We start from the raw sequence: 20,372 nt of genomic DNA on the forward strand, positions 1-20,372 counted from the left end.
TTTCAAAGTTTTACAAAATAATATTTATTCAAATAAGCGTATGTACTCATATATATCCTATGAGGCATACGCTTTTTTTGTAAAATCAACGGCATAAATATATAAACATGTTCACATATACTCATATTAGTATAATATTATCAATTTTTCTTATAAATCGCTTATTACTTAACTTTGTAAACTATTGTTCATACCCTTATGGGTATTTTTATATGTTATGTAAGAGTAGTATACTATGTTTACATTTACAAGGGAGGCGTATTATGATACCAATTACGATCATATCCGGATTCTTAGGAGCCGGAAAAACAACGTATCTACAACATATATTAAACTGTCGTAACACCAATGAACGTATATTAATTATAGAAAATGATTTTGGTGAAACCAGTCTCGATGCAAAGCAATTATCCACATCGGGCGCAACTGTACGTGAAGTAACATCCGGTTGTATTTGCTGCAGTCTCCAAGGCAACTTTAAAAATGCCTTAATCGATATTCTATCTACGCAAGATATCGATCAAATCTATATAGAGCCATCTGGGGTGAGCAAATTAAGTGAAATTTTATATACTTGTGACGATGACGATATCACCAGTAAAGCCTATATCAGCATGATTATTACAATCGTAGATGCTATGCAGGCACCTATGGCAATTAAGAACTTTGGTCCCTTCTTTAAAGACCAAATAAAACACTGTTATGCTATTCTACTTACTCACATAGAGGATGAAAAACAGGTTGAAAAAGCAAAACAACTCATCGTTGAATTAGCACCACATACACCAATTTATACCGATGTAGATGCACTTCAACAGGATATACACCAACTAAAATCTAATACTCATAAGGCACATGAACATGATTCCGAAACCTGCAGTTGCCATACATGTAACGACAGTGAGGATTACAACGGTGCTCACCACAACAATCACAGTCATCATGGCCATGACGGCCACCATCATGAGCACCAACCTTTTGTGAGCTATACATTCCATAATCTACAAACCCTCACTCATACGCAATGGATTGATTTTTGTAATAAATTACCGTCTACAGTACTACGTGTTAAAGGTATCGTTCCTACCACTTCAGGACCTATGGAATTACAATACACCCTCCAATCCTGTTCTCTTACAGATACGCACTTAAAGGACTACCACCTAGTTGTTATTGGCACCGATATAGACATTTCATCCATACAGGAGAAAGTGTGTAGTGCATCATGATTCCTGTATATATCGTAATGGGCTTATTAGGCTCTGGTAAAACCTCCCTAATCAATGTAGAGCTACGAGAACGAAAGAAACTTGGCTCTACAGAAATTATCAGCTTTGAAACAGGTAATACAGAGTTTATAAAAAAGCCTTTATCGATTGAGCCAGATGATATAGAAGAAAATCTACATCATGTAGTACAACAGATACAGGATTATCTTTCTACGACAACGCCGAAAGAAATATGGGTTGAATGGAATGGCATGTTTTCATTTCAACAGTTAGAACTCATCTTCTTCAATTCAATTCTAAAAGAATTCTGTCATCTAGAACGCGTCATCTACACAGCAAACAGCAACAGTATAACATCTATGATACAGGCACTGGGGGATAGAGTTGTATCGCAACTATACAGCGCCGATTATATTATGTTATATGCGAATGATACGACACAAACCAAAGCAGTAAAGAAACTCTTACAATCCTACAATCCGGAATGTTCCATATTAGTCAATCCCACTACAAAAGACATCCACAATAAACTAACTAAACCGATATGGCCATGGTCGTTGTACGGTATTGTGGCTATATTGACATTATATATATTACTGGTCACTGTATTCCGTCATAGCATTTCCTATTCCATCCATCAAGTTTTGGCCATTGCATCAGGCATCATTTTTGAAGGGATACCGTTTTTATTGTTAGGAACCATCATTTCTTCTGCTATCACACTATTGGTACCGGATCGTTGGCTAATGCGTTATCTGAAAGCAGACTCTATTAAAAGCTATGGCATCGCCATTGGTAGCGGTCTTGTATTACCTATCTGCGATTGTGCTACTATTCCTATGTTTAATGCATTATTAAAGCGTGGTATCCCTCAACATATAGGATTATTGTTTATGCTCGCAAGTCCTATTATGAACCCCATCGCATTATTAGCAACCTATTATGCATTTCCAGATACGCCACAAATAATACTAGCTCGCATAATTGGTGGTATATTAATCGCATGTATGGTGGCCCTCACATTTAAATGGAAACCACACAAATTATCTACCATCACTAACAATTTACCTCAGCCAAAAGATTATCAGTATGGTTCACCAAATCAAGAAGGCAATAAAAAGAAAATCTTTCTATTGCACATAGAGCGTGAATTCAGTCAATTACTTATTTACTTCTCTGCAGCAGCTTTCACATTAGCCCTATTCCAAGTATGGATAAAACCTACCTTCTTTTCTGGTTCACTCGATGTAGCCACACCTATTGCTAATGCATTATTACTAGCTTTAGCTTTCCTCTTCTCCCTATGTTCTACATCAGATGCCATTATAGGCCGTTCGTTAAGCAATTTATTTCCTATATCAGCAGTTCTTGGTTTCCTATGGTTAGGTCCTATGATTGACATCAAAAACGTATATATGTTACGTCAGTATATCTCAACATCATTTATACTTCGCTTAGTTATTACTATAAGTATTATTACGTATATCATGACATTGCTATTTCAATTTTTATTTAATGTATAAGGAGAACAGACTATGTTATCAGAACTACGAAACAAAGATATACTCAGTGTCATCAAGGGTCTGCTATATACGGCATTAGGTATTAGTTTTTTATATCTACTCATTACGGGCCAATATAAATTATATGTGGCTCCTCGATATGAATTATTTTTACTCTTAGCAGGTATAGCACTGTTATTGGGAGGCATTATTTCAATCCTTTGGTCCCCAAATAAACAATATAAACATAATTGGCGCTCTATTACACCAATCATACTTCCTCTTGTGTTATTTGTGGTTCCACCAATTTTATCGCCTAATTCTGTACAAGTAACTGGAAATACAGCCGCCACAGAAGATACTAATGATTTTAATTTTTCTCAAGACGATATTGGCGAAGTTATTACAATCAATAATGAGGCCAAAGATCCTGGCATTTCAAAATCTAAAAAGGAAATCGTATTAAACTCGGATAACTATTATCGCACCATCGTTGCACTCGGTTCTAAACCAGAGGAATATGTAGGGTACAAAATCTATATGACAGGTTATGTTAATCGAGAAGACAATACATTAAAATCCAATGAGTTTACACTTTCACGTATGGCCATGGCTTGCTGTATTGCAGACGTCGCCCCTATTGGTCTAACAATGCATAAGAATGATGGGGATTCTTATAGCAATAAACAATGGGTAACCGTAGAAGGCACTGTATCCACACGAGACTTTCACGGGCGCAAGCAACCATACATAGAAATTAACAAAACAAAAGATGCACAAGAAATTTTAGGATATGTATATCCATAATATAGTAAAAGGGCTACCACAAATGTGATAGCCCTCTATTACTATTTTGTATATATTATCGCAAATGGCCTATAATACGTTTCCCCATCACAGCAGCTACAGCACATAAAAATACGTCAGGCCCAACAGGAATCAAGAAACAAGACCAGATAACAGCCCACCAACCAATAGGTGTCCCTAAATATACATTCATTATCATATATAAATAAATCATGCCAAAACCATATACAATAAGCAGATTGATAATAGCACCAATGAGCAATGTTTTAACAGAATGTGTTGGTGAAAGCTCACTGAAGCGCCCCACCACATAAGCGCCAACCATAAATCCAATCAAATAGCCGAATGTAGGTTGCAATACATAGCCTGGCCCGCCGCCAGATGTAAACACAGGTACACCGATAAGTCCCAATATAATATAGATCCCTACACTAATGGCACCGAGGCGGCTGCCTAATATAATACCAGCCAGTGTAGTAAATAAAATCTGCAGTGTAAATGGACAGTTTGGAAGTGGCACACGAATAAATGCACCGGCTGTAATTAATGTTACAAATAAGGCTGTCATTGTCAACTCTCTTGTGCTGAGACGTCGATTGGAAATGGAACTCATGGTATACCTCCATTAATAGAATAAAAGAAACCTATCTAAACAAACTACATATCTATTCAAGGTTATTAAACCATTCCATTTTATTTATGTCAACCATATATACTTATATTAAGTTTACATTATGCAAAATATGCAAATAAAAAAAGAGGATATACATAATGTATGTCGAATATATTATGTATATACCTAAAAATAAGTATATAGTTTTAGTTTTTCATTTTATATTCATTTTATGATATTAAATTATGTATAAGTAGATTGAGTAAAATCTACTTGCACAATTGCTTTTGAGCAAAATCCTTTTATGGAGGTAATTAACATGAAAAAAGTAAATAATTTATCTAAAGTATTATGTGCTCTTGGCGTAAGTACTGTATTGATTGCAGGCGTAGCATCTGCAGCTCCTGCTTACCCAGCTCCTAGTTCCTGGAATGGTGTTGGTAGCGTAGCATCTCCAATGCAAAGTAGCGAAATCGACTACGTAGGCGCTGTTACTACATTGCATCGCTACTATCCAGATGCAATGGTAACTTCTATCTCCTATGATGCAAAACATCATCCAACTTACGAAGTAGAAGCATATACTAAGACACAAAAAGTGGAAATGAAAATCGATGAAGCAACAGGTCAAGTTGTTTCCAATCAAGCAAAATCCATTAGTGCATGGAACAAATTAAAGAAATCTCATAGCTTTAATCCACAAAACTCCATCACACCAGAATCTGCTGAAACAAGAGCTATCGAACGCGTAGGCAGCGATTTCCAAACAATGGAATGGGAATTGGAAATGGACGGCAACAAACTTGTCTACAAACTAGACATGACTAACGGCGGCGACAAAAAAGCAGACGTTAAGATCGATGCTATTTCCGGTAAAGTTCTCAGTGCTAAAGTAAAAACTACAAAATACTAAGCATAACCCATATATTATATAGATACACCTAACCACTATATAATATATCTCTCCAATTTCTTAACACACTCATAAAACTAAACACTCATAAAAACTATACACACATAAAACAAACCCTTTTAAACACACATATACACATATTAAAAGACCTTGAATCGTTGAATTCAAGGTCTTTTTCTTTACAAGGTTTTCTTTTTATGTTCTATAGGTTTTTGGAGTTATGCTTTAAGGAGTTGAGAAGTTAAGATTAAGCTTTATCCAATGCTTGAGAAAGATCATCGATAATATCATCAATATTTTCAAGACCAACAGACAAGCGGATCATATCTGGTGTTACGCCAGCAGATTTTTGTTGTTCTTCGTTAAGTTGTGCATGTGTTGTGGATGCAGGGTGAATAACAAGAGATTTAGCATCCGCCACATTAGCAAGGTTAGAGAAGATTTGCAATGCATCAACCAATTTAATGCCTGCTTCTTTGCCGCCTTTTACGCCGAATGTGAATACTGCACCAACCCCTTTAGGGAAGTATTTATCAGCTAATGGTTTATATTTACTATCTGCAAGTTCTGGATAGTTAATCCAAGCAACTTTAGGATGTTTGCTCAAGAAATCAACTACTTTACGAGTATTTTCTACGTGACGTTCTACACGCAAGGACAATGTTTCGATACCTTGCAAGATTTGCCATGCTGCTAAAGGCGTAATGCATGCGCCTGTATCGCGAAGTAATTGAGCACGGATTTTTACTGTGAAAGGAATTGGTAAGTCACCATATACTAGACCGTTGTAGTGTTCGTCCCCTTCAGCAAAGCTAGGATATTTACCAGATGCTTTATAGTCAAATTTACCAGATTCTACAACTACACCAGCCAATGTTGTACCATGACCACCAAGATATTTAGTAGCAGAGTGAACGACTACGTCTGCACCATGTTCTAATGGACGGAACAAGTATGGGGATGCGAATGTATTATCTACGATTAAGATAATATTATGTTTATGTGCAATATCAGCTACTGCTTGAACATCGATAAGGTTAATGCCAGGGTTACCGATAGTTTCGATATATACAGCTTTTGTGTTGTCATCAATAGCTGCTTCAAACTCTTCCAAATTGTCAGGATTAACGAATTTAGTTTCGATACCAAAACGAGGCAATGTAGCAGTGAATAAGTTATATGTACCACCATACAATGTAGATGCAGCAACGATATTATCACCTGCGCTTGCTACATTCAAAATGGAGTATGTAATCGCTGCAGAACCAGATGCTACAGCAATACCACCAGCACCACCTTCAAGTTGAGCTACACGAGCATCCAATACGTCAGTAGTAGGATTGCCAAGACGAGAATAAATACCACCAGGATTAGTCAAAGCAAAACGGCCAGCTGCTTCCTCTGCATCTTTAAATACGAAAGATGTCGTTTGGTAAATAGGTACTGCACGAGAACCTGTTGGATCCACCGTATGACCTGCATGTAATTGTAATGTTTCAAATTTATATTGTTTGCTCATTAAATTCAACTCCCATTCATCTAAAGGAATAAACTTCATTTCTTATGCCTATTATATTACTATGTATTAAAAAATATGTCTACCACTTTTTATAATACATTCTCCATAACTATAAGCTATGGCCAAAATTTTGGCTCCCTTTGAATATAATATTGATATAAAGAACCTGTGGGATATCAAAACGATTTCGGGCTCTACCAAAATTTTGGCATATCTTAAAACAAATGGATATAGAAAGAACCGAATGAATTTCCAAAGGCGACTTTGGCTTCCCAAAATTTGGGTGCCTTCAACTTAAAGTTCGAAATGAGAAGAACCTACCAGTTCTCAAAACGACTTCGGGCTCTACCAAAATTTTGGTGTACCTTAAAACAAATGGATATGGAAAGAACCGAATGCGTTCCCAAAGACGACTTTGGCCCTGCGTAGGCCGTAGGCCGGAGTCAGACCCGGCCGGTGGAGTCTTTGGGAACACATTCGGTTCACTTACATACTCTGTATTTAAATATAAGCACCAAAATTTTTATCTCGTTCAAACTTCATTTTCTGAATTTGTTCAATAATATATGGTGTTTCTTGGTATACGTAATAGTTCAACCAATTCGTAAATAGCAATGTGCTTACGGAACGCCATCTTACGATTGGTTTTTGTTTTGGATCATCATCAGGAAAATAGTTTTCTGGTACCGCAATGTCTTCACCTTTAGCAAGGTCTCGTACATATTCGCGATTGAGTGTATCCCAATCGTACTCGGAGTGACCAAAAACAAAGATGTGTTTGTTATCTAAGCTTCGTACGATGGCAGCCCCAGTTGGTTCAGAACCAGCTAACAATTCTAATTCCCTATGTGCTTTAATTTGCTCTAATGAAACTGTAGTATGGCGGGAGTGCGGCATCCAGAACTTTTCATCAAAACCTCGTAAGAGAACCGGTTGGTCGTTATAGATATCATGTTCATAAACGCCGAACAATTTAGTATCCATAATTTGTTTATTAATGCCGAAATGATGGTACAGGCCAGCCTGTGCGCCCCAACAAATATAGAACGTGGAGCATACGTGTTCTTCACTCCAATCCATAATTTCTACAAGCTCATCCCAATAGTCAACCTCTTCAAAAGGCATCAGTTCTACAGGAGCACCGGTAATAATTAAGCCATCAAAACACTCATCTTTAACTTCGTCAAAGGTACGGTAAAAAGTCTCTAAATATTCTTCATCTACATTCTTAGATTTTCGAGATGCTGTATGCAATAAAGTTAAGTTTACTTGCAATGGGCTATTACTAAGAGCGCGAAGGATTTGTGTTTCCGTAACCTCTTTTGTAGGCATCAAATTGATAAGCAAAATATGAAGCGGACGAATTTGTTGTGTTTCCGCTCGTTCCGTATCCATTACAAAGATATTCTCTTGTGCTAACTTTGTTATAGCCGGTAAATTCTTAATAACTTTAATCGGCATTGTGAAACCTCCTAAAACCCTTTAGCGACATAAGCGCGACGCAATGCCTCTAAACCTTCTGTCAATGTTGCACGAGGGCAGGCAACATTGATGCGTTCAAACTTTTCACCATCTTTACCAAACATGGAGCCACTATCCAGCCATAGCTTTGCTTCATTAAGTAGCCACCGTTCACGTTCTTCTGGTGTCAATGGCAGTTCAGAGCAATCAAACCACATGAGATACGTACCCTCAGGTCGATACATGTGAAGCTTTGGCAAATGTTCCTTAAAATAATCAAGGGTATATTGAATATTCCCTTGAATGTATCCCTTTAATTCATCAAGCCATGGTCTACCCACTTCATAAGCGCCTTGGCAACCTACAAGTCCCATCGTGTTCAATTGACTATAGCCTGCACGGTCGATTTCTTTGACAAATCTACGCCGCAAGGAATCATTAGGGATGAAAATATTAGATACTTGTAAGCCTGCAATATTAAAGGACTTACTAGGTGCTGTACAAACGATGCAATGCTCAGCATAGCTTTCACCAAGATTAGCAAAAACAGTATGCTTGTGACCATCCCATACGAAATCCGCGTGAATTTCATCGCTAATAATAATAACATTATGTTTAATACAAATATCACCAAGACGTTTTAACTCATCTTCGGTCCACACGCGGCCCACAGGATTATGCGGATTACAAAGCAAGAATAATGTTACATTATGCTCAACAATAGCGCGTTCTACGCCTTCAAAATCGATTGTATATGTATCTGCCCCTTGAATTAAAGGAACGTTAATCAAATTACGATCATTATCATCGATGACCATGCTGAATGGATAGTATACAGGTTGATTAATGAGTACGCCTTCCCCTTCCTTTGTGAAAGCACGCACTGCCATAGCAAGAGCAAATACAACGCCCGGAGTTTTTACGAGCCATTTTTTATCTATATTCCAATTAAAACGACTAGCGAACCATTCTTTTAGTACATTGAAATATGCATCATCAGATTCCGTATATCCGAAAATACCATGATTAACGCGTTCTAACAAGACTTGCTTTAATTCACTAGGAATTTCAAAATCCATATCCGCTACCCAAAATGGTAATACATCAGCAGGTTTACCACGTTGTACAGCAAAATCATATTTTAGAGACTTTGTATGTTTGCGATCTACGATTTTGTCAAAATTATATCGGCCCATAATAGCCTCCTTTTATTTATTGAAAGCTTGTGCTAAATCAGCAATCAAATCATCTGTATCTTCAATGCCAACGGACAAGCGCAACAAGCGACGTGTAATCCCTTTGCGTTCCGCATCTTCAGGTTTTAAATCTGGATGTGTTTGTGTAACAGGATATGTCAACAAGGATTCGGTGCCGCCTAAACTTTCAGCAAATTGAATCAATTGAATACCTTCTAACACTTGTTTAGCGGTCTCTTCACTATCTACTTCAAAGGACAACATTCCGCCAAAGCCAGTAGTTTGAGATTTGTTCACTTCATAGCCTGGATGTTCTGGAAGTCCAGGGAATAATACCTTTGTTACCTTCGGTTCTTGTTTCAACCATTCTGCGAGAGCAATGGCATTCTTTTGATGCTGTTCCATACGGAGCGCCAAAGTTTTGATGCCACGAATGACAAGCCAGCTATCAAAGGCAGATAAACACGCGCCTACTGTCTTATAAATAAGGCGCAATTGAGCTGCCAATTCATCATCTTTTACAATGGTAAATCCAGAAATTACATCATGATGACCACCGATAAATTTAGTCCCACTATGGACAACAATATCTGCACCAAGATGTAATGGTTTTTGGAAATAAGGGCTTAAAAATGTATTATCTACAATAACAAGTGCATTACGGTCATGTGCCATTTTACTCAACGCACGTACATCGGTAATTTCCATCATCGGATTTGTAGGTGTTTCAATGTACACAGCTTTAGTGTTTGGTTTAAAAGCTGCTTGTACAGCATCAAGATCAGATGTACCTACATAGGTAAATTCGACACCATTCTTTTCGTAGATATTAGTAAATAATCGAATAGATCCACCATACAAATCATCCCCTAAAATAACATGGTCTCCAGGGAAAAACAAATGGAATACTGCATCAACAGCAGCCATCCCCGAAGAAAAAGCGATTGCATCAGTACCTTCTTCAAGTCCTGCAATTAATGTTTCAAGGCGATCACGAGTTGGGTTAGACTCACGTGTATATTGAAATCCTGTTGTTTCACCCAAACCAGGATGTGTAAATGTACTGGACATATAAATGGCTGGAGAGATTGCCCCTGTACTATCTGGTTTGCCACTACCGTGGACGCATTTTGTATTAAACTTCATCGTATTGTCTCCTTATATATCTGATAAGATATGTTTCTATCTGCAAACTACAACTGTAGATAATATAATTCCTGTATTTAACTAGGAAATAATAATCCCACTACGAAACTATAGTATTATAATATATCTATTATAAAAAGTACGCTGTGCTTAGTCAATTAAAAAGGCTTGTCATATAGCTGAATACGTCTATTGAGTCATATGTATTTTGAATGAGTTGTCATAACTTTTAGTTTACATACAATAAAGGTCTGTGAAAATGCAATTTTGCTCATTTTCACAGACCTTCTATTTTAATCCTGATGCTCTATACATATATTCAATTTGCTAACATCCAATCCACTAGTAACCATAGTACAACTAACACCACTATAAGTACTATAGTCAATGGTGTAGATGGGGTCGCATCAATAAATCCATATTTATGTGCCATTTGCTTTGTAATGACTTCTACCCCTGTTGGATTTCCAAACCGGTTAGCCGCGGTCTTTCCAGGCAAGGCCATTAATATTAATACTGCCAGAATCCCGACAAAAGGAATGAGTCCCAATAGAACAGGCCACCCAGACCAACCAAGATCATGTAAACGTCGAACAGCAACGGCTACACCTGGTATGATAAATCCAATGGACAAAATAAAAAGGACTACCAAACCTAGTCCAACGCCCGTTGTCCCCGATACAGGTGTTACACAACTAATAGCAGCACATATAAATAATATAATGGCTATAATTAATTGGTACACAAGCATAAAATGCCAGTATTCACTGCGACTAGCACGGCCCTCAAAATCCGCATATTTATGAACCACACAGTGTTTAAAATTTTCTATAAAACCCAATTCATAGGCATCAAGTGGTAATGGAATATTTTTCATATGCCCACAATACGGGCAATAACGCTCTGAACTAGGTATTCTTTGTCCACACTTTGGACAAGCACGCATGCCGAACCTCTTTCTACAATATGATTTACATACATTATTATCTAATTCGAATTATTTAGTTTCATCTATTATTCATTTTACAATATTTTTCAATATAGTCAATAAATCCACATTTAAACTTTCATAAAATTTTCATATAAAAAGAACCTCGTCTTACCAAATGGTAAAACGAGGTTTGACTAGAACATGCCTCTAGCATTAAAGGATACCCATGCACTTTCAACAAACTGCTGGGTAAAAATCCAAACGTATAAAATAATAGCCACCGCACCCATCAAAATATCTTCTCTTACAGTAGGCGTATGCTCTAGGCCTAACTGTTGCTCCATAACAGGTGTAACACAGGTATACCCTGTTTTTCCCCCATACACATTCATGGATACGTCACCTTTTTTCACAAGATTAGATAAGAGCACAAAGATACCAACAATAGGAATAAATACTAAAAGAAATGTTAATCCGCTCTTTCCAACATCATGCAATCGACGACAGGTAATAGCAAGACTGGGTAGAAAAAATACGAGCTGTAATATGACGAGCAGCACCATTGCATAATCACTAGCAGCCGATGTATTGCCGAGCACCATATCTACGATAAGACCGAAACCAGCTAGCCCGTCTAAAATAATTTCTCGGCACACCATAAAACGCCAAAACTCACTGCGGCTAGCACGACCAGAAAAGGTAACATATTGCTTGAATCCACGTTTAAGGGCATCCATATAACTTACATCATATATCATATTCTGATTCATAGGCCCTCCTTATCGCTCTTCAAATTTTTGATCGTACGGCACAATCGACTCAATACGCCACGTATCACGTTCATATATCATCTTGACGAACATTTGATTAGGATAGGCTTTATCTGTGAAAGTCAGCTCAAAGGAAATATGATCTACATCGTCATCATCTCTCAACACAGCTTGTAAACGGAGCGAAGACATTTGACGATTATGAGTAGCTTTAACAGATTTAACCCATTGATCATAGGTGCCATATTTTTCACGTTCTCGATGAGCCAATAAACGATATGCCTCTTGATATTGTTCCTTATTAAGATATGTATAATAATTTATTACAACCTGTTTAGCAGATTCAACAGCTGTACTACTACCTAAGGTCTTCTGTGCCATAATCATAAACGCACCAGGTTGCATCTGTAAATACGCATCGATTTCCTTATCTGCAGCAGAGGAAAAACTATATATCCCAATCCCCCAGCTAACAATAGTAAGAAAAACAGCAGCAATAATACTTGTTTTCCCATATGATGTATGAGATGCATTGCTTAATATACCTAGGTTTTGCGGATTATCCACCGCGTTATCGCTAAATAAATCTATTTCTTCAAAGGATTCAACTGAGCTTTCAATAATAGGATGTTTCTTTGTGCCTCGCAGCAATAATACGATAACGATTAGAATGCCTATATAGGGAATAAACCCTAATAGCAAAAGCCATTCGCTATTATTTGTATCATGTAAGCGACGTACCATAGCACCCAAATTAGGCAATGTAAGGGCCATAATCGAAATAAACCACAGCGCAAAAACTATGCCTATTGTATATATAAATAGGGCACTATACAGGGACAGTAAACCTAGCACGGCTAAGCAAACACCAACAATCAAATGTTCAACGAGCATAAATCGCCAAAATGCGCCCCGAGAAATAGTGCCAGAAAAATCACAATACCGATCTATAATATTATCTTTTATTGTATCAATTACTAATTGTCGTATCATTAAACATCCTTTTTCTCAAACGACAGGGCAACTATATTATGCACCAGCCTTTAAAACAGCTTGTTTCATAGATTGTACGTAATCAAACAATGCTTGATCTGCATTTTCCCCATGTTCAGCAATGATTTTAACAATAGCAGACCCTACGATAGCACCATCGGATACACGCGCCATAGCTTCCGCTTGTTCAGGCTTGGAAATACCGAAGCCAACGGCTACAGAAATATCTGTGTATTTGCGAATGGTTTCAACGATGGATTTAATATCCGTTTTAATTTCGCTACGCATACCGGTAACGCCCAAGGACGATACACAATACACGAAACCTTCCGCTTCTTTTGCGATCATTTCGATACGGTTTTCAGATGTTGGAGCAATCAAGGATACTACTTCAACACCATGCTTATGAGCAATTGTTCCAAGTTCACCTTTTTCTTCAAACGGCATATCTGGCACAATAACGCCAGAAATGCCAACCTCTTCACAGAGGGTAAAGAATTTTTCACGACCGAATACATAGATAGGATTCAAATAGGTCATGAATACGAGTGGCACTGTCACCGCATCATCACCACTGCGCAAACGGCGTACCATATCGAAGATATCGTGAATTTTTACACCTGTAGACAATGCACGCGTGCTTGCCTCTTGGATAACTGGGCCTTCCGCTGTCGGGTCCGAGAACGGAATACCGATTTCCACCATATCAGCGCCAGCTTTCACCATGATGCGAATATACCGTTCCGTGTTCTCAATACCATGGTCACCAGCACTAATAAATGGGATGAATGCCTTGCCCTTTGTGAAAGCATCTTTAATTTTACTCATGAAGATCCACCCCTCTGTATTTCGCCATAGCAGCAACGTCCTTATCGCCACGACCAGATAAACAAATAATAATGATATCGTCCTTACTCATGGTAGGAGCAATTTTACGTGCATGTGCCACCGCATGAGCACTTTCAATAGCAGGAATAATCCCTTCTAAACGGGATAGGTATTCAAACGCATCTACTGCTTCATCATCTGTAACAGGTACGTATTCAGCACGACCACTATCGCGCAAGTACGCATGTTCAGGTCCGATGCCAGGATAATCAAGGCCTGCAGAGATGGAATATACCGGTGCGATTTGACCATCTTCATCTTGGCAGAAGTAGGATTTCATACCATGGAAAATACCTACTGTACCATTTGCCATCGTAGCAGCATTCATATCTGTATCTACGCCATGGCCAGCTGCTTCACAACCAATGAGGCGTACACCTTCATCAGGAATGAAGTTATAGAACATCCCCATCGCATTGGAGCCGCCACCAACACAGGCCATAACAGCTGTTGGCAATTTACCTTCCGCTTCGAGAATTTGTTCACGCGCTTCACGGCTGATGATGGATTGGAAATCGCGAACGATCATAGGGAATGGATGCGCGCCCATAACGGAGCCCAACACATAGTGTGTATCGGACATACGATTTGTCCATTCGCGCATAGCTTCGGATACAGCATCTTTCAATGTGCTAGTACCTGTTGTTACAGGATGTACCTTTGCGCCCAACAATTCCATGCGATATACGTTGAGCGCTTGGCGTTCACAGTCTTCAGCACCCATGAATACTTCACATTCCATGCCCATCAATGCGGCTACCGTAGCTGTTGCTACACCATGTTGACCAGCCCCAGTTTCAGCGATTACGCGTGTTTTACCCATCCGTTTTGCCAATAGCATTTGGCCAATTACGTTATTCAATTTGTGAGAACCAGTATGGTTTAAATCTTCCCGTTTCAGATAAATTTTGGCACCACCTAGATCTTTTGTCATGCGGTCTGCATAATACAAAAGGGAGGGACGACCTGTATATTTTTTATGTAAATCCTCAAGTTCGCGCACGAACTCTGGATCATCTTTGTACTTATTGTACGCTTCTTCCAATTCGATGACTGCATTCATCAATGTTTCTGGCATAAATTGACCACCAAAGGCGCCAAAATAGCCATGTCTTTCTTCACTCATATAACTTACCTTCCTATACTCTTCACAATCTTGGTGAAAGCTGTAATCTTCTCATCGTCCTTCACACCATTTGTTTCAATGCCACTGCTAATATCAATACCATATGGGCGAACGGTGCGAATCGCACGCGCCACATTCGTAGAATCGATACCACCAGCCAACATAAATGGACGTTCAAACGCATCTAAAGAGGACCAGTCGAATACTTCTCCTGTACCGCCCCTCTCGTCTTTATGATATGCATCAAAGAGAAGCATATCTGCACTGCTATCAATCCATTTTTCTGTATCTGCAGCAGTGCGGATTTGAATTGCTTTCCAAACCTCTACATTAGTACGTTCTTTTAAGGATTGGATGAAAGCTTCATCTTCATCGCCATGCAATTGCACAGCATCAAGATTCGCTGTATCAGCAATACGAACAAGATTATCTAATGTTTCATTAACAAAAACGCCTACTGTTTTAACTACCTTTGTGTCATAGTGATGTATACATTGCTTATGTAGTTCTTCAATCAATATTTTAGCTTGCTCCACAGTAACTTGTCGTTTGCTCGGTGCAAATACCAATCCCATATAGTCTGGCTTTGCCTCCACTACAGCAGGAATTGTTTCAACCTTGGAGATGCCACACATCTTAACCTTTGGCGTGTAGTATGTGGGACCATAGAGATATGCCAACTTTTCCACCTTGTTAGGAGAACGCATAAAGGTTTCCCCCATCAAGGCGACACCGATATTGTTATCCCGCAACACTTGGATGTCCTCGGGCGTTTCTAGACCGCTTTCAGATACAAAGATCACATCGTCTTGAACGAGATTACGCAAGCGCACACTATTTTGTACGTCTACCGTGAAGTCTTTCAAATTGCGGTTATTAACGCCAATAATGCGAGCACCGCAATCGATGGCCATTTGCACTTCGTGCTCGTCATGGGCCTCAACCAAGGAGGATAAACCAAGAGAATCGGCTAACTCACGGAATTTTGTTAACGTAGGTACATCTAAACATGCACAGATTAGGAGAATCGCACTAGCGCCACACACTTTTGCTTGGTAGATTTGGTACTCATCGATGATGAAGTCCTTACGAAGCACAGGGATTTTGACAGTGTTTGCAATTTCTTGCAAATATTTTTTATCACCTTTAAAGAAGTCTGGCTCCGTCAAAACAGAGATAGCCGCAGCACCAGCCACTTCATATTCTTTGGCGATGTCTAAATAGGGAAAGTGCTCAGCAATAATTCCCTTAGACGGAGATGCCTTCTTTACTTCGCAAATAAAGTTAAAGTCTTGCTGACGAAGGGCTGCTTCAAAAGGAAATCCTGTATCAGATGGTAACGCCAACGCCGCTGCTTTTATAGCCTCAGGCGATTCCACCTGTTTTTCTTGGACTACCCGAATTTTGGTAGCCTCTATAATCTTATCTAAAATCAATGATTATACCTCTTGGGTTGCTTTCACAAATTGTTCCATTGTAGCAAGAGCCTTGCCAGAATCGATTATATGTTTTGCCTCTTCAATGCCCTCTGTCAATGTAATGCCCTCTTTTGCAAGATAAATGGCCATGCCTGCGTTAAGAAGAACCGCCGTGCGTTTGCCGCCTTGCTCACCACCGAGAACGCGGCGTGTAATCTCGGCATTTACTGTTGCGTCGCCACCTTCAAGCTCAGTTTTATCAGCGTATTCGAAACCATAGTCCTTAGGATCGAATTCGTAGCTTGTGAAAGTACCATTATTAATTTCGCATACGTACGTTTTGTTGGTAGCCGTAATTTCATCAAGGCCATCGAAGCCGTGTACCACAGCACCGCGTTTCACACCAAGGTTAGCCAATACATGAGCCAATGGCTCTACCAAGGATTTATCGTAAACGCCCATCAACTCAACCGTAGCGCCTGCTGGGTTCGCCAATGGTCCAAGGATGTTGAACACAGTACGAACGCCCAACGCTTTACGTACAGGGCCTGCATATTTCATAGCTTGGTGATATACAGGAGCAAACATGAAGCACATATTGGCTTTATTGAGAACTGCCTCGTTTTGTTCACCATTAAGCTCTAATTTAGCGCCTAATGCTTCGATCAAATCAGCAGCACCACATTTACTGGATACACTGCGGTTACCATGTTTTGCTACAGGAATACCTGCGGCAGAAATGATAAAGCCAGATGTAGTAGAAATGTTGAATGTATTCGCTTCATCGCCACCAGTACCTACAATTTCAACTACTGTTTGCTCGTGCGGAACAGAACCAGCCTTTTCACGCATAACCTCAGCAAAAGCTGTAACCTCATCTACAGTAGGGCCTTTCGCTGCTAGAGCACATAAGAAACCAGCCATAGGGACTTCGGCTACATCTCCGCTCATAATTTTGTTCATTGTATCTTTTGCAAGGTCATAAGATAAATCTTGACCATGGGTTACTTTATATAATGCTTCTTGGATCATTTATAACTCCTTACTTGTTGTTCATTTTGCTTCTGTTCAACGGTAATAGGGCATAGACTCTCATTCATATCGCTTGTGGATTCACAGGGACTTATGCCCTACTACCTGCTTACACTGCTATCAAAATGAACAACAATTAAATATTTAAAAATGTTTCTGCGGCGCTGGGAAGGAAAACGGCGATGCTGTTTTCTTACTTTTGCATTTAAGGAAACAAATGATTCACAATTTTTATTAAAAGTGGTCATAGGACCGGATTTGGATTTAAATAAAGATGAAGTCGAGATGGTGGTCCTAAAACGACTTTGGCCCTGTCCCGCAGGGACAGATCTGGCCGGTGGAGGCTTTAGGGCCTCCATCTCGACTACAAATGTATATAAGACAATACCGGTCCTGGTACTACTTAGATAAGAAATTGCGAATCATTTGTTCCCCATTTGGTGTCATGATAGATTCCGGATGGAATTGCACGCCGTAGATTGGATAGTCTTTGTGTTCTACGCTCATTACTTCGCCGTCGCCTGTAATGGATGTAACGATAAGTTCGCTTGGCATGGTTTCGTCAATGATTGCCAAGGAGTGGTAGCGTGCTACTTCGAATTCTTCAGGTACCCCTTTTAGGATTTTAGATGGGTGTACTTGTTTGGCTACGCTTTGTTTGCCGTGCATAACTTGTTTTGCATAGGAAACGGTGCCGCCGAATACTTCGCCGATGGCTTGGTGACCAAGGCATACGCCGAGGATTGGGAATTCGCCTTTGCATTCGCGCAATAGGTCTTCGTATACGCCCGCATCAGCTGGTCTGCCAGGTCCTGGTGAAAGTATCACGTAATCTGGTTTCAAAGCGCGGATTTCTTCAACTGTTAATTCATCGCTACGGATGACTTTAATATCTGGATCGATAGAGCCTACTAATTGGTATAAATTGAAGGAGAAGCTATCGTAATTATCTATAAGGAGTACCATTATTCTACCTCCTGTGCATCTGTAATTGCGGAAATCATGGATTGGCCTTTGATTAAGGTTTCGTTGTATTCACTAGCAGGAACACTATCTCGAACGATACCAGCTCCGGCGCGAACATAGACCTTACCGCCTTTATTCATAGCCATACGGATGCCGATACATACGTCCATGTTACCGGAGAAATCAATATAGCCTACAGCACCGCCGTATACACCGCGTGGGCTTTTTTCTAGTTCGTGTAAGATTTCGATAGCACGAATTTTAGGAGCCCCGGACAATGTACCAGCTGGCAATGTAGCACCGATAGCATCGAGGGCATCTTTACCATCTTGAATGTCACCGCTTACAGTAGATGTAATGTGAATTACGTGGGAGAAACGTTGCAACATATGTAACGCCTCTACTTGTACGGAACCAAATTTAGCAATTTTACCTAAATCGTTACGACCAAGGTCAACGAGCATGTTATGTTCAGCCAACTCTTTTTCGTCATTAATGAGTTTTTCTTCAATAGCGAGGTCCTCTGCTTCGGTTTTACCGCGGCGCATAGTACCTGCAATTGGGAAGGTATACATTTTGCCGTCTGTCAATTTTACCAATGTTTCTGGAGAAGCACCTGTAAGCTCTACATCGCCACCAGATAGGTAGAACATGTATGGCGATGGATTCAACGTACGTAATACGCGGTACGCATTTAACAAGCTACCATCGAACTCAGCTTCACGGCGGTTAGATACAACACATTGGAAGATATCCCCTTCCTTGATGTAGTGCTGTGTCTTTTTAACAACTGCTTCAAACTCATCCTTTGTAAACTCAGAGATAAACTCTGTTTTAAGGATTCCTTTTGGAATGTCCGCCTCTTTACCATTTACTACGAGGTCAGCTAGTGCTTTAAGTTCAAGCTCAGCCTTGTTGTAGTTGCGTTCCAAATCGTTTGTGCTGATGTTAGCAATCAAGTAGATTTTATTTTTGTAATGGTCGAATGCGATAACCTTATCAAAGAGCATAAGGTCTACATCGTTGACCATAGCAGAGTCATCATCTGGTGTTGGGAAATCAAGGGTTGGCTCGATGTAGCGAATGTATTCGCAAGCGAAGTACCCTACAAAGCCACCTGTGAAGGTTGGTAGCTCTTCTAAACGAGGGCTTTTATATTGGCTCAAAATATTGCGAATCTCTGCAGCTGGGTCAGAGCACTCAAAGGTACGCGTTGTACCGTCTTTGATAGTCATTTGATGATTTTTGCAGAAGAGCTCAATCTTAGGATCATAGCCCAAGAAGGAGTAACGGCCCCAATGATTACTATTATCCGCACTTTCAAGCAAGTACGTATGACTGCTCACTTGTTTTAACGCTTTCAACACGCTAATCGGTGTGCGTACGTCGGATAAAATTTCCATATATACAGGCACGATATCGTAGCCCGGTGCGATAGCTTTCACACGGTCTAAACTAGGAAAAATCATGAGAACCTCCATCTGGCATTTGCCAATAAAAAAACTCGCCCATGACAATATAACGTCAAGGACGAGTCTATAGTTCTATTTTTACAAGAGTATTAGAAAATACTTGTATTATGCTATAAATCGCGGTACCACCTTGTTTGAATGCAGCGCACTCCTCTTTCGCAGGATACTAACATATCCCTCACGACTAACGCTCGTGTGACGTCGCACCATACTAGGAATGAAATTCATTCTGTTCCATGCGCCCTCGGTGGTCCATTTAATAAGCTGCGTACTACGGGTTCTCAGCTAATCCCGCTCTCTGTGAGTGCATTTCCTATTTTTATCTCCACCTCATCGGTTTCTTTTAGGCGAGTATAAAATTATAATCTGATTATAATGTTTCTATAGAAT

The 20,372-nt window shown here is 39.5% G+C and carries 18 protein-coding genes; 4 read left to right on the forward strand and 14 right to left on the reverse strand.

Annotated features, from left to right (window positions below; translation table 11 throughout):
* Nucleotides 1-263: 263 nt before the first annotated feature.
* The 3 genes from HMPREF1504_RS01740 to HMPREF1504_RS01750 are packed head-to-tail and all read left to right on the forward strand — an operon-like array spanning nucleotide 264 to nucleotide 3,538.
* Nucleotides 264-1,229 carry a GTP-binding protein gene (locus HMPREF1504_RS01740; protein WP_016476035.1) on the forward strand — a complete coding sequence of 322 codons (966 nt, stop codon included), beginning with the start codon at nucleotides 264-266 and terminating at the stop codon, nucleotides 1,227-1,229.
* Nucleotides 1,226-2,752, forward strand: a complete 1,527-nt coding sequence (locus HMPREF1504_RS01745) for a permease (RefSeq protein ID WP_038122919.1) — start codon at nucleotides 1,226-1,228, stop codon at nucleotides 2,750-2,752. The genes HMPREF1504_RS01740 and HMPREF1504_RS01745 overlap by 4 nt, the downstream gene beginning before the upstream one ends.
* Nucleotides 2,753-2,764: 12 nt before the next feature.
* A complete protein-coding gene (locus HMPREF1504_RS01750) occupies nucleotides 2,765-3,538 on the forward strand; it encodes a TIGR03943 family protein (RefSeq protein WP_038122920.1) in 774 nt (257 codons plus the stop codon).
* 55 nt (nucleotides 3,539-3,593) lie between these two features.
* On the opposite strand, the gene HMPREF1504_RS01755 is transcribed toward HMPREF1504_RS01750, so the two are convergent.
* On the reverse strand, nucleotides 3,594-4,151 hold the full coding sequence (locus HMPREF1504_RS01755; protein WP_005375383.1) for a biotin transporter BioY: 558 nt from the start codon (nucleotides 4,149-4,151) through the stop codon (nucleotides 3,594-3,596).
* 319 nt (nucleotides 4,152-4,470) lie between these two features.
* On the opposite strand from HMPREF1504_RS01755, the gene HMPREF1504_RS01760 reads away from it, so the two are divergent.
* A complete protein-coding gene (locus tag HMPREF1504_RS01760) occupies nucleotides 4,471-5,064 on the forward strand; it encodes a PepSY domain-containing protein (RefSeq protein WP_038122922.1) in 594 nt (197 codons plus the stop codon).
* Between the two features lie 247 nt (nucleotides 5,065-5,311).
* Here HMPREF1504_RS01760 and HMPREF1504_RS01765 read toward each other — a convergent pair whose 3' ends face one another.
* From HMPREF1504_RS01765 to HMPREF1504_RS01825, 13 genes are all read right to left on the reverse strand, one after another.
* Nucleotides 5,312-6,583 carry an O-acetylhomoserine aminocarboxypropyltransferase/cysteine synthase family protein gene (locus HMPREF1504_RS01765; RefSeq protein ID WP_038122925.1) on the reverse strand — a complete coding sequence of 424 codons (1,272 nt, stop codon included), beginning with the start codon at nucleotides 6,581-6,583 and terminating at the stop codon, nucleotides 5,312-5,314.
* 501 nt (nucleotides 6,584-7,084) lie between these two features.
* Entirely contained in the window at nucleotides 7,085-8,044 is a 960-nt protein-coding gene (gene metA, locus HMPREF1504_RS01770) for a homoserine O-succinyltransferase (RefSeq protein ID WP_005381637.1), read from the reverse strand.
* Between the two features lie 11 nt (nucleotides 8,045-8,055).
* Nucleotides 8,056-9,240 (reverse strand): MalY/PatB family protein, encoded by a 1,185-nt coding sequence (locus HMPREF1504_RS01775; protein ID WP_038122929.1) that lies wholly within the window; start codon nucleotides 9,238-9,240, stop codon nucleotides 8,056-8,058.
* A gap of 12 nt (nucleotides 9,241-9,252) precedes the next feature.
* On the reverse strand, nucleotides 9,253-10,386 hold the full coding sequence (locus HMPREF1504_RS01780; RefSeq protein WP_038122931.1) for a PLP-dependent aspartate aminotransferase family protein: 1,134 nt from the start codon (nucleotides 10,384-10,386) through the stop codon (nucleotides 9,253-9,255).
* A gap of 319 nt (nucleotides 10,387-10,705) precedes the next feature.
* Nucleotides 10,706-11,332, reverse strand: a complete 627-nt coding sequence (locus HMPREF1504_RS01785) for a DUF805 domain-containing protein (RefSeq protein ID WP_038122933.1) — start codon at nucleotides 11,330-11,332, stop codon at nucleotides 10,706-10,708.
* A 179-nt stretch (nucleotides 11,333-11,511) separates the two neighbouring features.
* Complete coding sequence (locus HMPREF1504_RS01790) at nucleotides 11,512-12,087, reverse strand: DUF805 domain-containing protein (RefSeq protein ID WP_005381610.1); 576 nt, start codon at nucleotides 12,085-12,087, stop codon at nucleotides 11,512-11,514.
* A 9-nt stretch (nucleotides 12,088-12,096) separates the two neighbouring features.
* Nucleotides 12,097-13,080 (reverse strand): DUF805 domain-containing protein, encoded by a 984-nt coding sequence (locus HMPREF1504_RS01795; RefSeq protein WP_038122934.1) that lies wholly within the window; start codon nucleotides 13,078-13,080, stop codon nucleotides 12,097-12,099.
* A 36-nt stretch (nucleotides 13,081-13,116) separates the two neighbouring features.
* Nucleotides 13,117-13,908 (reverse strand): tryptophan synthase subunit alpha, encoded by a 792-nt coding sequence (trpA, locus tag HMPREF1504_RS01800; protein WP_038122936.1) that lies wholly within the window; start codon nucleotides 13,906-13,908, stop codon nucleotides 13,117-13,119.
* Nucleotides 13,901-15,094, reverse strand: a complete 1,194-nt coding sequence (trpB, locus tag HMPREF1504_RS01805) for a tryptophan synthase subunit beta (RefSeq protein WP_009661830.1) — start codon at nucleotides 15,092-15,094, stop codon at nucleotides 13,901-13,903. The genes trpA and trpB overlap by 8 nt, the downstream gene beginning before the upstream one ends.
* A gap of 5 nt (nucleotides 15,095-15,099) precedes the next feature.
* Nucleotides 15,100-16,530, reverse strand: a complete 1,431-nt coding sequence (gene trpCF, locus HMPREF1504_RS01810; RefSeq protein ID WP_038122938.1) for a bifunctional indole-3-glycerol-phosphate synthase TrpC/phosphoribosylanthranilate isomerase TrpF — start codon at nucleotides 16,528-16,530, stop codon at nucleotides 15,100-15,102.
* 3 nt (nucleotides 16,531-16,533) lie between these two features.
* Nucleotides 16,534-17,544 carry an anthranilate phosphoribosyltransferase gene (gene trpD, locus HMPREF1504_RS01815; RefSeq protein ID WP_038122940.1) on the reverse strand — a complete coding sequence of 337 codons (1,011 nt, stop codon included), beginning with the start codon at nucleotides 17,542-17,544 and terminating at the stop codon, nucleotides 16,534-16,536.
* A gap of 399 nt (nucleotides 17,545-17,943) precedes the next feature.
* A complete protein-coding gene (locus HMPREF1504_RS01820; RefSeq protein WP_038122942.1) occupies nucleotides 17,944-18,510 on the reverse strand; it encodes an aminodeoxychorismate/anthranilate synthase component II in 567 nt (188 codons plus the stop codon).
* Nucleotides 18,510-19,979 carry an anthranilate synthase component I family protein gene (locus tag HMPREF1504_RS01825; protein WP_038122944.1) on the reverse strand — a complete coding sequence of 490 codons (1,470 nt, stop codon included), beginning with the start codon at nucleotides 19,977-19,979 and terminating at the stop codon, nucleotides 18,510-18,512. Before HMPREF1504_RS01825 ends, HMPREF1504_RS01820 begins: the two co-directional genes overlap by 1 nt.
* Between the last annotated feature and the right edge of the window lie 393 nt (nucleotides 19,980-20,372).

Source organism: Veillonella sp. ICM51a (genome assembly GCF_000524355.1).
GTDB classification, from domain to species: Bacteria; Bacillota; Negativicutes; order Veillonellales; family Veillonellaceae; genus Veillonella; species Veillonella atypica.

Bases quoted from the DNA above. Each gene is read 5' to 3' on its own strand.
- HMPREF1504_RS01740 (WP_016476035.1), top strand. From the start codon at position 264: ATGATACCAATTACGATCATATCCGGATTCTTAGGAGCCGGAAAAACA.
- HMPREF1504_RS01745 (WP_038122919.1), top strand. From the start codon at position 1,226: ATGATTCCTGTATATATCGTAATGGGCTTATTAGGCTCTGGTAAAACC.
- HMPREF1504_RS01750 (WP_038122920.1), top strand. From the start codon at position 2,765: ATGTTATCAGAACTACGAAACAAAGATATACTCAGTGTCATCAAGGGT.
- HMPREF1504_RS01755 (WP_005375383.1), bottom strand. From the start codon at position 4,151: ATGAGTTCCATTTCCAATCGACGTCTCAGCACAAGAGAGTTGACAATG.
- HMPREF1504_RS01760 (WP_038122922.1), top strand. From the start codon at position 4,471: ATGAAAAAAGTAAATAATTTATCTAAAGTATTATGTGCTCTTGGCGTA.
- HMPREF1504_RS01765 (WP_038122925.1), bottom strand. From the start codon at position 6,583: ATGAGCAAACAATATAAATTTGAAACATTACAATTACATGCAGGTCAT.
- metA (WP_005381637.1), bottom strand. From the start codon at position 8,044: ATGCCGATTAAAGTTATTAAGAATTTACCGGCTATAACAAAGTTAGCA.
- HMPREF1504_RS01775 (WP_038122929.1), bottom strand. From the start codon at position 9,240: ATGGGCCGATATAATTTTGACAAAATCGTAGATCGCAAACATACAAAG.
- HMPREF1504_RS01780 (WP_038122931.1), bottom strand. From the start codon at position 10,386: ATGAAGTTTAATACAAAATGCGTCCACGGTAGTGGCAAACCAGATAGT.
- HMPREF1504_RS01785 (WP_038122933.1), bottom strand. From the start codon at position 11,332: ATGCGTGCTTGTCCAAAGTGTGGACAAAGAATACCTAGTTCAGAGCGT.
- HMPREF1504_RS01790 (WP_005381610.1), bottom strand. From the start codon at position 12,087: ATGAATCAGAATATGATATATGATGTAAGTTATATGGATGCCCTTAAA.
- HMPREF1504_RS01795 (WP_038122934.1), bottom strand. From the start codon at position 13,080: ATGATACGACAATTAGTAATTGATACAATAAAAGATAATATTATAGAT.
- trpA (WP_038122936.1), bottom strand. From the start codon at position 13,908: ATGAGTAAAATTAAAGATGCTTTCACAAAGGGCAAGGCATTCATCCCA.
- trpB (WP_009661830.1), bottom strand. From the start codon at position 15,094: ATGAGTGAAGAAAGACATGGCTATTTTGGCGCCTTTGGTGGTCAATTT.
- trpD (WP_038122940.1), bottom strand. From the start codon at position 17,544: ATGATCCAAGAAGCATTATATAAAGTAACCCATGGTCAAGATTTATCT.
- HMPREF1504_RS01820 (WP_038122942.1), bottom strand. From the start codon at position 18,510: ATGGTACTCCTTATAGATAATTACGATAGCTTCTCCTTCAATTTATAC.
- HMPREF1504_RS01825 (WP_038122944.1), bottom strand. From the start codon at position 19,979: ATGATTTTTCCTAGTTTAGACCGTGTGAAAGCTATCGCACCGGGCTAC.